Genomic DNA, 14539 nt, shown 5'->3' with positions numbered 1-14539 from the left:
TGGGCACCGCCCAATGGCTCGCCAATCACCTGATCGACAATGCCCAGGCCCTTCAGGCGCTCGGCGGTGATGCCCATGGCTTCCGCGGCATCCGGCGCCTTGTCTGCGGTTTTCCACAGAATCGAGGCGCAGCCTTCCGGCGAAATCACCGAGTAGGTGGCGTACTGCAGCATATTCAGCTGGTCGCATACGCCAATTGCCAGCGCACCGCCGGAACCACCCTCACCAATCACGGTGGCGATGATCGGGGTCTTCAGACGCGCCATCACCCGCAGGTTCCAGGCAATCGCCTCGCTCTGCCCACGCTCTTCGGCGTCGATCCCCGGGTAGGCGCCCGGGGTGTCGATAAAGGACAGGATCGGCATCTTGAAGCGCTCGGCCATTTCCATCAGGCGACAGGCCTTGCGGTAGCCTTCCGGGCGCGGCATGCCGAAATTGCGGCGGACCTTCTCGCGCACTTCACGGCCCTTCTGATGACCGATGACCATCACCGGCTCGCCGTCCAGACGCGCGACACCACCGACTATCGCCGGGTCATCGGAGAAATGCCGATCGCCGTGCAACTCGTCGAACTCGGTGAAGATGTGCTGCAGGTAGTCGAGGGTATAGGGGCGCTGGGGGTGGCGAGCCAGCTTGGCGATCTGCCAGCTGCTCAGGTTACTGAAAATGCTTTCGGTCAGCGCACTGCTCTTGTCCTGCAGGCGGGCGATCTCATCGCCGATGTTCAACGAGTTGTCGTTACCGACCAGGCGAAGCTCTTCGATCTTGGCTTGCAGGTCGGCGATCGGCTGTTCGAAATCGAGAAAATTCGGGTTCATAGTCATCCGTCTTGCGTCGACGGCCATGCGGCCGGGGAGCTGTATCCATTTCGCGCCTACCTTATAGGAACAGGCGCATTCAGGTCGACACTCGGGTTGGGATAAAAGTCACCGGAAACCGGCGACCCCCTCACATCCCACCCACGAGTGCCGCATCCGCCCCATGAAGCCGGGGCCTCACAAATCAGCGGTAGTGCAGAAAGACGTTGTCTCGCCCGAACTGGTCACGCAATGCCTGAATCAGGCTGTCGGCCGGATCGATTCGCCAGCCCTCGCCAAACTGCAACATGGCCCGCGCATCCGCGCCGGTGTATTCCAGGGTGATCGGGCAGGCGCCTCGGTGGCGCTTGCACACATCCGCCAGCCAGCGCAGTCGATCGCCCTTCAGGGCACTGCCGGCAATCTTCAAGCGCAGGCTGTCGGCCAGCCCGGTCCGCGCCTCCTCCAGGCTCATCACCCGCTTGGCCCGCAAGCGCAGGCCACCGGAAAAATCATCGTTGCTCACCTCGCCTTCGACCACCACCAGGGCGTCGCTCTGCAGCAGCGCCTGATTGCTGGCAAAGGCCTCGGCGAACAACGACGCCTCGATGCGACCCGAGCGATCATCCAGGGTGATGAAACCCATCTTGTCGCCCTTTTTGTTCTTCATCACCCGCAGGTTGACGATCAGGCCGGCAACCGTCTGATCGCCACGCGCCGGCTTGAGGTCGACGATCCGCTGACGGGCGAAACGCCGCACCTCGCCTTCGTATTCGTCGATCGGATGACCGGTCAGGTACAGGCCGAGGGTGTCCTTCTCGCCTTTCAGGCGCTCCTTGAGCGACAGTTCGCGGGCCTTCAGGTGATTGGCATAGACATCGGCCTCGGCATCGGCGAAGACTCCGCCGAACAGGTCCATGTGGCCGCTGTCATGGCTGCGCGCGGTCTGCTCGGCCGCCTGCACCGCCTCCTCCATCGCCGCCAGCAGGACCCCGCGATTGCGATCGATATTGGCCTTGTAGGCTTTGATTTCCTCGTGGAAATACGGTCCCAGACGATCCAGGGCGCCGCCGCGGATCAGCGCGTCCAGAGTGCGCTTGTTGATGCGCTTGAGGTCGACCCGCGAGCAGAAATCGAACAGGTCCTTGAACGGGCCATCCTTGCGCGACTCGACGATGGCCTCGACCGGCCCCTCGCCGACGCCCTTGATCGCGCCCAGGCCGTAGACGATCCAGCCGCCGTCGGTAACCGTGAACTTGAATTCGGAAATATTCACATCCGGCGCATCGAGACGCAGCTTCATGCTGCGGCATTCCTCGATCAGGGTCACGACCTTGTCGGTGTTGTGCATATCCGCCGACAGCACCGCGGCCATGAAGGCGGCCGGATGGTGCGCCTTGAGCCAGGCCGTCTGGTAAGAGAGCAGGCCATAAGCGGCCGAGTGCGACTTGTTGAAGCCGTAACCGGCAAATTTCTCCACCAGATCGAAGATGTTGCCCGCCAGTTCACCATCGATGCCGTTATTCGCGCAGCCCTCGATAAAGCCGCCACGCTGCTTGGCCATCTCCTCGGGCTTCTTCTTGCCCATGGCGCGCCGCAGCATGTCCGCCCCGCCGAGGGTGTAGCCGGCCATCACCTGGGCGATCTGCATCACCTGTTCCTGGTACAGGATGATGCCGTAGGTGGGCTTGAGCACAGGCTCCAGGCCGGCGTACTGGTAGTCCTGATGCGGATAGGAAATCGGCTCGCGGCCGTGCTTGCGGTTGATGAAGTCGTCGACCATGCCCGACTGCAGCGGGCCGGGACGGAACAGTGCCACCAGGGCGATCATGTCTTCCAGGCAGTCCGGCTTGAGCTTCTTGATCAGCTCCTTCATGCCGCGCGACTCGAGCTGGAACACCGCGGTGGTCTCGGCCTTTTGCAGCATCTGGAAGGTAGGTTTGTCATCCAGCGGGATGAAGTCGATGTTCAGGTCCGGCAGGCCCTGCGCGGCCTGCTCGCGATTGATCGTCTCCATCGCCCACTTGATGATGGTCAGGGTGCGCAGGCCGAGGAAGTCGAACTTGACCAGGCCCGCGGTTTCCACATCGTCCTTGTCGAACTGGGTGACCAGGCCGCCGCCCTCGTCATCGCAGGCGATCGGCGAGAAGTCGGTGAGCTTGGTCGGCGCGATGACCACACCACCGGCGTGCTTGCCGGTGCCACGGGTGATGCCCTCGAGCTTGCGCGACATTTCCCAGATTTCCCGGGCATCCTCGTCGACCTTGAGGAAGTCGCGCAACGGTTCCTCCATCTCGTAGGCCTTCTCCAGGGTCATGCCGACCTCGAAGGGGATCATCTTCGACAGACGATCGGCCAGGCCGTAGGACTTGCCCTGGGCCCGCGCCACGTCGCGCACCACTGCCTTGGCCGCCATGGTGCCGAAGGTGATGATCTGGCTGACCGCATTGCGCCCGTATTTCTCGGCCACGTAATCGATGACCCGGTCGCGCCCGTCCATGCAGAAGTCGACGTCGAAGTCGGGCATCGAGACCCGTTCCGGGTTGAGGAAGCGCTCGAACAGCAGGTCATAGGCCAGCGGATCGAGGTCGGTGATCTTCTGCACGTAGGCCACCAGCGAGCCGGCACCCGAACCCCGGCCGGGGCCGACCGGCACGCCGTTGCTCTTCGCCCACTTGATGAAGTCCATGACGATCAGGAAGTAACCGGGGAAGCCCATCTGGATGATGATATCCAGCTCGAAATTCAGCCGGTCGATGTAGACCTGCTTCTTCGCGTCGTAGTCCGGGGTGTCCTTGGGCAGCAGCACCTCCAGGCGCTCGTCGAGGCCGTCGAAGGAGACCTGGCGGAAGTACTCGTCCATGGTCATGCCGGCCGGCACCGGGAAATCGGGCAGGAAGTACTTGCCCATCTGCACTTCGATATTGCAGCGCCGGGCGATCTCCACGGTGTTTTCCAGCGCCTCCGGCAGGTCGCTGAACAGCTCGGCCATCTCTTGCGGGGTCTTCAAGTACTGCTGATCGGAGTAGGTGCGCGGCCGCCGTGGGTCGTCCAGGCTGCGGCCCTCGCCGATGCACACGCGGGTCTCGTGGGCGGCGAAGTCGTCCTGCTTGAGGAAACGCACATCGTTGGTCGCCACCAGCGGCGCGCCGACCCTGGCCGCCAGATCGACCGCCAGGTGCAGGTATTCCTCGTCGTTGACCCGGTTGGTGCGCTGCACCTCCAGGTAGAAGCGCTGCGGAAACACCTGCAGCCACTCGCGCAACAGGGTTTCGGCCTCGGCCAGGTCGCCATTCAACAGGGCCTGACCGACCTCGCCTTCCCGCGCCCCGGACAGGACGATCAAGCCCTCGGCGGCGGCCTTGACCCACTCGCGCTGGATGATCACCTGGTCGTTGCTTTGCCCCTCGGTCCAGCCGCGGGACACCAGTTCGGTGAGATTGCGGTAGCCCTTGGGGTTCATCGCCAGCAGGGTCAGGCGCGAAAGCGGACCGTCGTCATCGACGCTGGCGAGCCAGATATCCGCCCCGCAGATCGGCTTGATCCCGCCGCCCATGGCCGCCTTGTAGAACTTCACCAGCGAACACATGTTGCTCATGTCGGTGACCGCCACCGCCGGCATGCCCGCACTCGCCACGGCCTTGATCAGCGGCTTGACCCGCACCAGACCGTCGACCAGGGAGAATTCGGTGTGCAGACGCAGATGGACGAACGAAGCGGTCATGGCAGTCCTATACAAAGCTCAAAAACGACAGGGGGCTGATTGTACAGCCTTCGCAGCGGCAAGCTGCAGGCACTAGACCAGAAGCGTCAAACAGGCACCCGCCAGGTGACCGCGGCCTAGCTTTCCAGCAGCTCGCGCACCGGCGCGAATGAGCGCCGATGGATCGGCGTCGGGCCCAGGCGGCGCAGGGCCTCCAGATGCACGGCAGTGGGATAGCCCTTGTGCCCGGCGATGCCGTAGCCGGGGTACTGCATATCGAGCAACTGCATCTCGCGATCGCGGCTGACCTTGGCCAGAATCGAGGCGGCGGCGATCGCCGGGACCTGGCTGTCGCCCTTGACCACCGCCGCGCTCGGCACCTGCAGGACGGGACAGCGATTGCCGTCGATCAGCGCCAGCCGCGGCATGACAGACAAACCTTCGACCGCGCGCTGCATGGCCAGCATGGTCGCGTGGAGGATGTTCAGGCGATCGATCTCCTCCACCTCGGCGCGGGCGATGCACCAGGCCAGGGCTTTCTCGCAGATTTCATCGAAAAGCTTCTCGCGCCGCGCCGCGCTGAGCTTCTTCGAATCGTTGAGCCCCAGAATCGGCCGCAACGGATCGAGAATCACCGCCGCGGTCACCACCGCGCCGCACAACGGGCCGCGGCCGACCTCGTCGACGCCGGCGACCAGCTCCTGCACCTGACTGAAATCCAGCCCCAACTGCATCAGGCCTGCCCCATCAGCTTGAGCACGGCCTCGGCCGCCTGGGCAGAGGCATCGCGGCGCAAGGAGCGATGAATCACGTCGAAACCCTCGGTCTGGACTTCACCGTCATCGAGCAGCGGCGCCAACGCCTGGGCCAAGGCTTCCGGGGTCGCCGCATCCTGGATCAGCTCGGGCACCAGCAAGCGCTCGGCCAGCAGATTGGGCAGCGAGATATAGGCGCTGCTGACCAGACGCTTGAGAATGCGATAGGTCAGGGGCGCGACCTTGTAGGCCACCACCATTGGCCGCTTGTACAGCAAGGCTTCGAGGGTGGCCGTACCCGAGGCGATGAGCACCGCATCACAGGCCGCCAGGGCATCGTGGGAACGACTATCGAGCAGGCTCAGGGGCAGGTCGCGCCCGACCAGCATCTGCTCCAGCTGCACGCGGCGCTCGGGGCTGGCGCACGGTACGACGAAACGGATGCCCGGACGCAGGGTGCGCAAGCGCACCGCGGTATCGAGAAACAGCGCACCCAGACGCCCCACCTCGCCGCCCCGACTGCCCGGCAACAGGGCCACCACGGCACTGTCCTGCGGCAAGTCCAGGGCCTCGCGCGCCGCCGCGCGGTCGGCCTGCTGGGGGATCGCATCGGCCAGCGGATGACCGACGAAACGCACCGGCACCTGATGGGCGTCGTAGAACTGCGCCTCGAAAGGAAACAGGCAGAGCATCAGGTCGCAGGCATCCCGAATCTTCAACACGCGCTTCTGCCGCCAGGCCCAGACGGAGGGGCTGACGTAGTGCACGGTCTTGATCCCGGCACGGCGCAATTTGAGCTCGAGGCCCAGGTTGAAATCCGGTGCATCGATGCCGATGAACACGTCCGGTTTGGCATCGATCAGGGTCTTGATCAGGCGTCTGCGCCGCAGCAGCAACTCCGGCAGCCGACCGAGCACTTCGACCAGGCCCATCACCGCCAGACGCTCCATGGGGAAATAGGCATTCAGGCCCTCGGCCTGCATGAGCGGGCCGCCGACGCCGATGAATTCGATCTGTGGATGACGGGCCTTCAGGGCCTGCATCAGGCCGGCGCCGAGAATGTCGCCGGAGGCTTCGCCAGCCACCAGGGCGACGCGCAATAGATCCGCCATAACTTAGCGGGTGATGCCGCGATTGGACGCCTGGATCGAGTCGCGGAACACCGCGACCTCGGGAAACTGCAGGGAAGGTTCCGCCAGCTCCGCCAAGGCTTCTTCGATGGTCAAGCCCTGGCGATACACGGTCTTGTAGGCACGACGCAGGGCCTGGATCGACTCGGCGCTGAAGCCGCGACGGCGCAGGCCTTCGAAATTCATGCTGCGCGCTTCCGCCGGATTGCCGGAAACCGTGACATAGGCCGGCACATCCTTGCCGATCGCGCTGCCCATGCCGGCAAAGCTGTGCGCGCCGATATGGCAGAACTGATGCACCAGGGTGTAGCCGGACAGGATCGCCCAGTCGCCGATGTGCACGTGGCCCGCCAGGGCGGTGTTATTGACCAGGATGCAATGGTTGCCGATCACGCTGTCATGGCCGATGTGCGCATAGGCCATGATCAGGTTGTGGTCGCCCACGGTGGTCTCGTCACGGTCCTGGATGGTGCCCCGGTGCATGGTGACACCTTCGCGAATGATGTTGTGATCGCCAATCACCAGCCGCGTCGGCTCGCCCTTGTACTTGCGATCCGGAGTGTCCTCGCCCAGCGAGGAAAACTGATAGACGCGATTGTGCTTACCAATTCTGGTTGGCCCCTTGATGATCACATTGGGCCCAAGCACGCTACCCTCACCTATTTCCACATCGGGCCCAATGATCGACCAAGGGCCGACGACGACGTCGTCGGCCAGCTTGGCAGAGGGATCGATGATGGCGCGAGGGTCAATCAAACTCATAGTTTGCGTTCCGCACAGATGATTTCAGCCGAACATACTTCCTTGCCGTCGACACTGGCCCTGCACTCGAACTTCCAGATGCTGCGCTTGTTGCTCAGGTGGCGGGCCTCGAGGATCAATTGATCGCCCGGCACCACCGGCTGACGAAAGCGCAGTTTGTCCGAGCCGACGAAGTAATACAGGGTACCGTCGGTGGGCTTCAAGCCCATCATCTTGAAACCGAGAATGCCGGCCGCCTGGGCCATGGCCTCGATGATCAGCACGCCGGGCATGATCGGATGCTGGGGAAAGTGCCCGTTGAAGAACGGCTCATTGATGCTGACATTCTTGTGGGCACGAATGCACTTGCCCTCTACATCCAGATCCACCACCCGGTCGACCAGCAGGAACGGGTAACGATGCGGCAAGTACTCACGTATTTCGTTGATGTCCATCATGTCCAGAGAAGCCTGTAATAAAAAGAGGAGAGCACGGCAAAACCGGCTCAGGCATCAGATGAGGCATTCCCGCTGGAGGTCACTGCCGCCAGTTGTTTTTCCAACTGTTGCAGGCGCCGCGCCATGTCATCCAGCTGACGAATGCGCGCCGCGCTCTTGCGCCACTCGCCCGCAGGCTGCATGGCGGTGCCGGAAGAATAAGAACCCGGCTCGGTGATTGAACGGGTCACCATGGTCATGCCCGTGACGAAGACGCCGTCGCAGACTTCGATGTGCCCGACCATGCCGACGCCGCCGGCGATCATACAGTTCTTGCCAATTTTGGTGCTGCCGGAAATACCCGCACAACCGGCCATGGCCGTGTTGTCGCCGACCTGCACGTTGTGCGCGATCATGATCTGGTTGTCCAGCTTGACCCCGTTACCGATCAGCGTGTCGGCCAGTGCCCCGCGATCGATGGTGGTGTTGGCGCCAATTTCGACGTCGTCGCCGATCACCACCCCACCGAGTTGCGCAATCTTCTGCCAGACACCCTTCTCGTTGGCGAAGCCGAAGCCCTCGCCGCCAATCACCGCGCCGGACTGGATTACCACCCGCTTGCCGATGCGCACATCGTGATACAGGGTAACCCGCGGCGCGAGCCAGCCACCCTCGCCGATCAGCGAACGCGCACCGATCACGCAATGTGCGCCGATCGTCACGCCGGCGCCGATCTGCGCGCCACCCTCGATCACCGCGTAAGCACCGATGCTGGCACTGGCATCCACCTGCGCATCATCGGCAACCCATGCGCTTGCATGCACACCGGCCACTGCCCGTGGCTTGCGATCGAACAGATGGGAGAGCTGCGCATAAGCCAGGTAGGGATTGGCCACGATCAGCGCATCACCGCCGAAGCTCTCGGCATCGGCGGCGGTCAGCAAGACCGCGCCGGCACGACAATCGGCCAGGTATTTGCGGTATTGCGGATTAGCCAGAAAACTCAGCTGATCGGGGCCAGCCTCCTGCAAGGTGGCCAAACCACTGATCGTTCTGTCGGCGGCGCCACGCAAGGTGGCGCCCAGACGCGCGGCCAGCTGGCCGAGGGTAATAGCCGGAACGGTCATGATCAGCGCAGCTGATTCATGCGCTCGATGACTTGCAGCGTGATGTCGAACTGAGGTTTGACATCGATCACCGCGCCGCGCTCGAGCACCAGGTCGAAGCTGCCTTTCTTGATCACTTCTTCCACGGCCTTATCCAGGTTGGGCTTGAGCTTTTTCAGCATCTCGCGATCGGCAACGGCCTTGGACTCGTTCAGTTCCTTGGACTGGAACTGGAAGTCGCGGGCTTTCTGCTTGAATTCCAGCTCGAGACGTTCACGCTCGGCGGTCTGCATCTTGTCGCCATCTTTGACGATGCGATCCTGAATGCGCTTGGCATCGCTTTCCAGGGTCTTGAGCTTGCTCAGCTGCGGGCCGAACTTCTTCTCGGCATCGACCGCATAGCGCTTGGCCGCATCGGACTCGAGCAGGGCCATTTGGTAATTGAGTACCGCTATTTTCATTTCGGCGAATGCAGGGGTCGCCAGCAAGGCCACGCTTAACAGAACCAGATGAGTCAACTTACGCACGGTGCAACTCCTGCAAAAACTGTTGTCGTTGTTCGGTCATCAGACGCTTAGAACGTCTGCCCGAGGGAGAACTGGAAGACCTGGGTGTCGGCATCGTCCGGTTTGACGATCGGCATGGCCAGGCTGAAACTCAAGGGACCCAGCGCAGTGATCCAGGTCAGGCCCACGCCCACGGAACTGGCGAGACTGCCCGCGTCCAGGCTACAGCTGTCACTAACGGCTTTCTGGGTGGCACTGCAGTTGGTGTCGAACACATTACCCACATCCCAGAACAGCGCGGTACGCAGCGAACGCTGATCCTTGACGAACGGCATCGGGAACAACAGCTCGACGCCGCCCTGGATCAGCACATTACCACCGAACGGCAGCGGATCCTGATCCGGATCGAGCTGAGTGCCCGGATTGGCGCCCGTGCTCGGGGTGCTGCGCGGGCCCAGGCTGCTGTCCTCGAAGCCGCGCACCGAGCCGAAACCGCCGGCGTAGTAATGCTCGTAGAACGGCAGCTCTTCGGTCGAGCCGTAGCTGTCGCCATAGCCCAGCTGGGTGTGGAAACGCAGGCTGTAGCTGTCGCTCAGCGGCTTGAACACCTGGCCACGGTAGTCGACCTTGTAGAACGACAGGTCGCTGCCCGGCACCGTGGTTTCCAGCACCAGACTCTGCGAGTGACCGCGAGTGGCCATCACGCCGCGGTTGAGGGTCGATTCCGACCAGCCCACCGAGGCCTTGAGGTTCAGGTAGCTATCGCCCTCCTGCTCGATGAAATCGAAGATCTCGTCGACCGTGAACACGCCGGTGCTGATGTCATCCTGCTGCGCGGTCAGGCCGTAGGTCAGGCGCGAGGTCTCGCTGATCGGGTAACCGATGCTAACGCCGGCGCCGAAGCTGTCCACCGCGTAGCTGGAGACATCGGTGTCGAGTTCGTCGTAGTCGGTGGTGCGGTAGAAGGCGTTGTAGCCCAGGCTGACACCATCGGCCGTCCAGTAGGGGTCGACGAATCCGAAGTTGTAGCGTTCCTGGTACTCGCTGCGGGTCAGGCCGACGCTGACCTTGTTACCCGTGCCGAGGAAGTTGTTCTGGGTGATCGAGCCGCCGAGGATCAAACCGGCGTTCTGGGCAAAACCGACGCTGGCGGTGATCGAACCGGACGCCTGCTCTTCGACGCTGTAGTTGACGTCGATCTGGTCGTCGGTGCCGGGTACCTGCGGGGTTTCGACGTTGACTTCCTTGAAGAAGCCCAGGCGCTCCAGACGGGTTTTCGACTGATCGATCAGGTAGGTCGAAGCCCAGCCGCCTTCGATCTGGCGCATCTCGCGGCGCAGCACTTCGTCTTCCGACTTGGTGTTGCCACGGAAGTTGATGCGATTGACGTAGGCGCGCTTGCCCGGATCGATGACGAAAGTAATCGAGACCGTATTGTCTTCGTCGTGGGCCTCGGGCACGCCGTTGACGTTGGCGAAGGTGTAGCCCTCGTTACCCAGACGGCGGGTGATCAGCTCCGAGGTGGTGGTCATCACCTTGCGCGAGAACACCTGACCTTGCTTGACCAGCAGCAGCGACCTGATGTCCTCTTCCGGCACTTTCAGGTCACCGGAAAGCTTGACCTCACGCACGCTGTACTTCTCGCCCTCGTCGACGTTGACGGTGATGTAGACGTGCTTCTTGTCCGGGGTAATGGAGACCTGGGTCGAGGAGATATCCATGTTGATGTAGCCGCGATCCAGGTAGTAGGAACGCAGACGCTCCAGGTCGCCGGAGAGCTTCTCGCGGGCATACTTGTCGTCGTTCCTGAAGAACGACAGCCAGTTGCTGGTCTTCAGCTCGAACAGGTCGGTCAGGTCTTCGTCGGCGAAGACGCTGTTGCCCACCACGTTGATGTGCTGGATGGCGGCGACCGTACCTTCGTTGATGTTGATCTTCAGCGCCACGCGGTTACGCGGCTGCGGGATCACTTCGGTTTCGATTTCGGCCGAGTAACGCCCCTGGGCCACATACTGGCGCTGCAGTTCGTTACGCACACCTTCGAGCGTCGCCCGCTGGAAGATCTCGCCCTCTGCCAGCCCGGACTGATTCAGCCCTTTGAGCAGGTCCTCGCTGCTGATGGCCTTGTTACCCTCGATCTCGATGCCGGAAATCGACGGCCGCTCCACCACGGTAATGACCAGCACGTCACCATCGCGACCGAGCTGGATATCCTGGAAGAAACCGGTCTTGAACAGGCCACGAGTCGCCTCAACCAACGCGCGATCATCGGCTTCTTCGCCGACATTGAGCGGCAAGGCACCGAATACGCTGCCCGCAGACACACGCTGCAGGCCATTGACGCGAATATCGGAGATGGTGAAGGACTCGGCGTGAACTTCGGCGATCATCAATGCGGCAAGCACCGCAGGTAGCAGCAGACGTTTCATGAAGTCCTTTCTTATTCCAACTGACGATAAAAAATCTGCCGCCCAAGGCGGCAGTTTTGTAATTCAGTAGCTTTTTAATTCCGGTAACGATCTACAGACGCCCCAGGTCGTTGATCAAGGCCAACAACATCACCCCGACCACCAAACTGATACCGATCTGCATCCCCCAACCCTGCACCCGCTCCGACAGTGGACGACCACGCACCCATTCGACCAGGTAATACAGCAGATGCCCCCCATCCAGCACAGGGATTGGCAACAAATTGAGAACCCCCAGGCTTATGCTCAAGTAGGCGAGGAAGTTGAGAAAATCTCCCAAACCCGACTCGGCCGAAGCGCCCGCCACTTTAGCAATGGTTATCGGCCCGCTCAAGTTTTTTACCGAGAGCTCGCCAAACAGCATTTTCTTCAAGGAGTCCAGGGTCAGCAGGCTCATCGTCCAGGTGCGCCTAAAGCCCTCGGCCACGGCCTCCAACGGCCCGAAACTGACCTCACGCAGCATTTCCGGCGGCCACTCGACTCCGGCGACGCCGGCGCCCAGATAGCCACTACGGGCCTCACCCTCACCGCGCGCGGCCAGGGTCACGGCCACCTGCAGCTCCTGGCCGTCACGCTCGACGACCAGATTGATCGGTTCGCCCGGCATGACCTGCACGCGATCGACCAGCTGCTGCCACTCATCCAGCCGCTCGCCATCGAGCATCAGCAGGCGATCGCCGACCTGCAATCCGGCAGCCTGCGCCGGGCCTTTCGGATCCAGCTGCGCCAGCACCGGCAACAGCGCCGGGCGCCAGGGACGGATACCCAGGGCGGCGATCGGATTGGGTTCTTCGACGCCCCGGAGCCAATCCTTCAGCTCGACTTGCCGCGGGCTGGCGGCAGTGGACCCCTGATCGCGGACATTCACGTTCAAGGTGCCCGTTTCACCCAGGCGCCGCACCAGCTGCAGGTTGACCGCCGCCCAGCCGGTGGTCGGCTCGCCATTCACCGCGACGATTTCCTGCCCCACCTGCAGCCCGGCATCGGCCGCCAGGCTGCCGACCTCCACCGCGCCGATGACCGGACGCACCTGCTGGCTGCCGAGCATCGCCACCGCCCAGAAAAACACCAGGGCCAGCAGGAAGTTGGCCAACGGCCCCGCCGCCACTATGGCGATACGCTGGCGAACGCTCTTGCGATTGAACGATTGCTCGAGCTGCGCGGGCGGCACATCGCCTTCGCGCTCATCGAGCATCTTGACGTAGCCACCCAGGGGAATGGCGGCGATGACGAATTCGGTACCCTGGCGATCATGCCAGCGCAGCAGCGGCGTACCGAAGCCCACGGAAAAACGCAGGACCTTGACCCCGCAGCGGCGCGCCACCCAGAAGTGACCGAACTCGTGAAAAGTAACCAGCACCCCGAGTGCAACCAGGGTACCGACAATCATATAGAGCGCACTCATCTAGCTTCTCCGCGACTGGGGCTGTGCTCGTAACGGATGGCGAACCTCGCTGGTGTTGCGCTTGCGCTCAGCCATATGTGCTCGCGCTCAGCCATGTCGGCTCAGCCATTGCCCGGCGAGCTCACGCGCGCGACGATCCGCCGCCAGGACTGCTTCCACATTTTCGACCGCAACGCCCGGCTCGGCGTTCAGCACAGCCTCAATAATACTCGCGATCTCGGGAAAGCGAATGCGCCGCTCGAGAAAGGCTGCCACCGCCACCTCATTGGCCGCATTGAGCATGGCCGGCACGCTGCCGCCCGCCTCGGCCGCCTCGCGCGCCAGGCGCAGGCAGGGAAAGCGCTGTTCGTCCGGCGCCTGGAAATCCAGCCGGGCGATGGCGAACAGATCCAGCGGCGCCACGCCCGAATCGATGCGCTGCGGCCAGGCCAGGGCATGGCTGATCGGCGTGCGCATGTCCGGGTTACCCAACTGGGCCAACACCGAACCGTCGACATAATCGACCAGCGAATGGATCACGCTCTGCGGATGGATCACCACCTCGACCTGCGCCGGCTTGGCGTCGAACAGCCAGCAGACCTCGATCAGTTCGAGGCCCTTGTTCATCATGCTCGCCGAATCCACCGAGATCTTGCGCCCCATCGACCAATTGGGATGGGCGCAGGCTTGCTCGGGAGAGACCTCGTGCAACTGCGCCAACGGCGTTTCGCGGAACGGACCGCCGGATGCGGTCAGCAGAATCCGCCGTACGCCCACCTGCTCCAACCCGCGCGCATAATCGCCGGGCAGGCACTGGAAGATCGCATTGTGTTCGCTGTCGATGGGCAGCAAGACCGCGCCACTGCGCCGCACCGCCTCGATAAACAGAGCGCCGGACATCACCAGCGCCTCCTTGTTGGCCAGCAGGACCTTCTTGCCCGCCTCGACTGCCGCCAGCGTCGGCTTGAGCCCAGCCGCACCGACGATCGCCGCCATCACCGCATCCACCTCGGGATGGGCGGCCACCTCGCACAGCCCCCCTTCGCCGAACAGCACCCGCGTCGCCAGACCCGCGGCCCGCAATGCGTCCTGCAGGTGGCGCGCCGAGCGCTCATCCGGGACCACCGCGTAGCGCGGCCGGTAAATCAGGCACAGCGCTTCCAGCTCAACCAGGCGACTGAAGCCGGACAAGGCAAACACCTGATAACGCTCGGGGTGCCGGGCGATCACATCCAGGGTGCTGAGGCCGATGGATCCCGTGGCCCCGAGCACCGTAATCTGCTGCAAGCGGTTCACATAACACCCCAATCGGCCAGCCACAACAGCGCGGCGAACATCGGCACGGCAGCGGTCAGGCTGTCGATCCGATCAAGCACGCCGCCGTGCCCCGGCAGCAGATTGCTGCTGTCCTTGAGCCCGGCCTGCCGCTTGAACATGCTCTCGGTCAGATCGCCGACCACCGAAATCGACACCACCAGCGCCGCACCCGCCAGCACCAGGAGCAATTCACTG

12 protein-coding genes are annotated in these 14539 nt (G+C 62.9%); all 12 read right to left on the bottom strand.

The annotated features are described in order from the left end of the window. The coding region (locus ABZE94_RS14225) for an acetyl-CoA carboxylase carboxyltransferase subunit alpha (RefSeq protein WP_372876165.1) at positions 1-818 on the bottom strand (818 nt) is incomplete at its 3' end. Positions 819-1002: 184 nt separating this feature from the next. After that, positions 1003-4521 (bottom strand): DNA polymerase III subunit alpha, encoded by a 3519-nt coding sequence (gene dnaE, locus ABZE94_RS14220; RefSeq protein WP_372876164.1) that lies wholly within the window; start codon positions 4519-4521, stop codon positions 1003-1005. Between the two features lie 116 nt (positions 4522-4637). Continuing rightward, positions 4638-5234 (bottom strand): ribonuclease HII, encoded by a 597-nt coding sequence (gene rnhB / locus ABZE94_RS14215; RefSeq protein WP_372876163.1) that lies wholly within the window; start codon positions 5232-5234, stop codon positions 4638-4640. Continuing rightward, positions 5234-6367 carry a lipid-A-disaccharide synthase gene (lpxB, locus tag ABZE94_RS14210; RefSeq protein WP_372876162.1) on the bottom strand — a complete coding sequence of 378 codons (1134 nt, stop codon included), beginning with the start codon at positions 6365-6367 and terminating at the stop codon, positions 5234-5236. Before lpxB ends, rnhB begins: the two co-directional genes overlap by 1 nt. Positions 6368-6370: 3 nt before the next feature. Further along, positions 6371-7147: an acyl-ACP--UDP-N-acetylglucosamine O-acyltransferase gene (gene lpxA, locus ABZE94_RS14205; RefSeq protein ID WP_372876161.1), complete on the bottom strand. Its 777-nt coding sequence runs from the start codon at positions 7145-7147 to the stop codon at positions 6371-6373. Then, positions 7144-7584 (bottom strand): 3-hydroxyacyl-ACP dehydratase FabZ, encoded by a 441-nt coding sequence (gene fabZ, locus ABZE94_RS14200; protein WP_090500253.1) that lies wholly within the window; start codon positions 7582-7584, stop codon positions 7144-7146. Before fabZ ends, lpxA begins: the two co-directional genes overlap by 4 nt. Before the next feature lie 47 nt (positions 7585-7631). Continuing rightward, entirely contained in the window at positions 7632-8690 is a 1059-nt protein-coding gene (lpxD, locus tag ABZE94_RS14195) for a UDP-3-O-(3-hydroxymyristoyl)glucosamine N-acyltransferase (protein WP_372876160.1), read from the bottom strand. Between the two features lie 2 nt (positions 8691-8692). Then, on the bottom strand, positions 8693-9196 hold the full coding sequence (locus ABZE94_RS14190) for an OmpH family outer membrane protein (protein ID WP_372876159.1): 504 nt from the start codon (positions 9194-9196) through the stop codon (positions 8693-8695). A 47-nt stretch (positions 9197-9243) separates the two neighbouring features. Beyond that, entirely contained in the window at positions 9244-11604 is a 2361-nt protein-coding gene (gene bamA, locus ABZE94_RS14185; protein ID WP_372876158.1) for an outer membrane protein assembly factor BamA, read from the bottom strand. Positions 11605-11695: 91 nt separating this feature from the next. After that, entirely contained in the window at positions 11696-13048 is a 1353-nt protein-coding gene (rseP, locus tag ABZE94_RS14180) for an RIP metalloprotease RseP (RefSeq protein ID WP_372876157.1), read from the bottom strand. Between the two features lie 87 nt (positions 13049-13135). Continuing rightward, complete coding sequence (gene ispC / locus ABZE94_RS14175; RefSeq protein ID WP_372876156.1) at positions 13136-14323, bottom strand: 1-deoxy-D-xylulose-5-phosphate reductoisomerase; 1188 nt, start codon at positions 14321-14323, stop codon at positions 13136-13138. After that, the coding region (locus ABZE94_RS14170) for a phosphatidate cytidylyltransferase (RefSeq protein WP_372876155.1) at positions 14320-14539 on the bottom strand (220 nt) is incomplete at its 5' end. The genes ABZE94_RS14170 and ispC, both read right to left, overlap by 4 nt.

This window comes from Pseudomonas sp., from assembly GCF_041601375.1.
Classification (GTDB): domain Bacteria; phylum Pseudomonadota; class Gammaproteobacteria; order Pseudomonadales; family Pseudomonadaceae; genus Aquipseudomonas.
This window is presented reverse-complemented; position numbering and strand designations above follow the sequence as displayed.

Excerpts from the sequence above, each read along its gene's own strand:
- dnaE (WP_372876164.1), bottom strand. The coding sequence starts at position 4,521 with ATGACCGCTTCGTTCGTCCATCTGCGTCTGCACACCGAATTCTCCCTG.
- rnhB (WP_372876163.1), bottom strand. The coding sequence starts at position 5,234 with ATGCAGTTGGGGCTGGATTTCAGTCAGGTGCAGGAGCTGGTCGCCGGC.
- lpxB (WP_372876162.1), bottom strand. The coding sequence starts at position 6,367 with ATGGCGGATCTATTGCGCGTCGCCCTGGTGGCTGGCGAAGCCTCCGGC.
- lpxA (WP_372876161.1), bottom strand. The coding sequence starts at position 7,147 with ATGAGTTTGATTGACCCTCGCGCCATCATCGATCCCTCTGCCAAGCTG.
- fabZ (WP_090500253.1), bottom strand. The coding sequence starts at position 7,584 with ATGATGGACATCAACGAAATACGTGAGTACTTGCCGCATCGTTACCCG.
- lpxD (WP_372876160.1), bottom strand. The coding sequence starts at position 8,690 with ATGACCGTTCCGGCTATTACCCTCGGCCAGCTGGCCGCGCGTCTGGGC.
- bamA (WP_372876158.1), bottom strand. The coding sequence starts at position 11,604 with ATGAAACGTCTGCTGCTACCTGCGGTGCTTGCCGCATTGATGATCGCC.
- rseP (WP_372876157.1), bottom strand. The coding sequence starts at position 13,048 with ATGAGTGCGCTCTATATGATTGTCGGTACCCTGGTTGCACTCGGGGTG.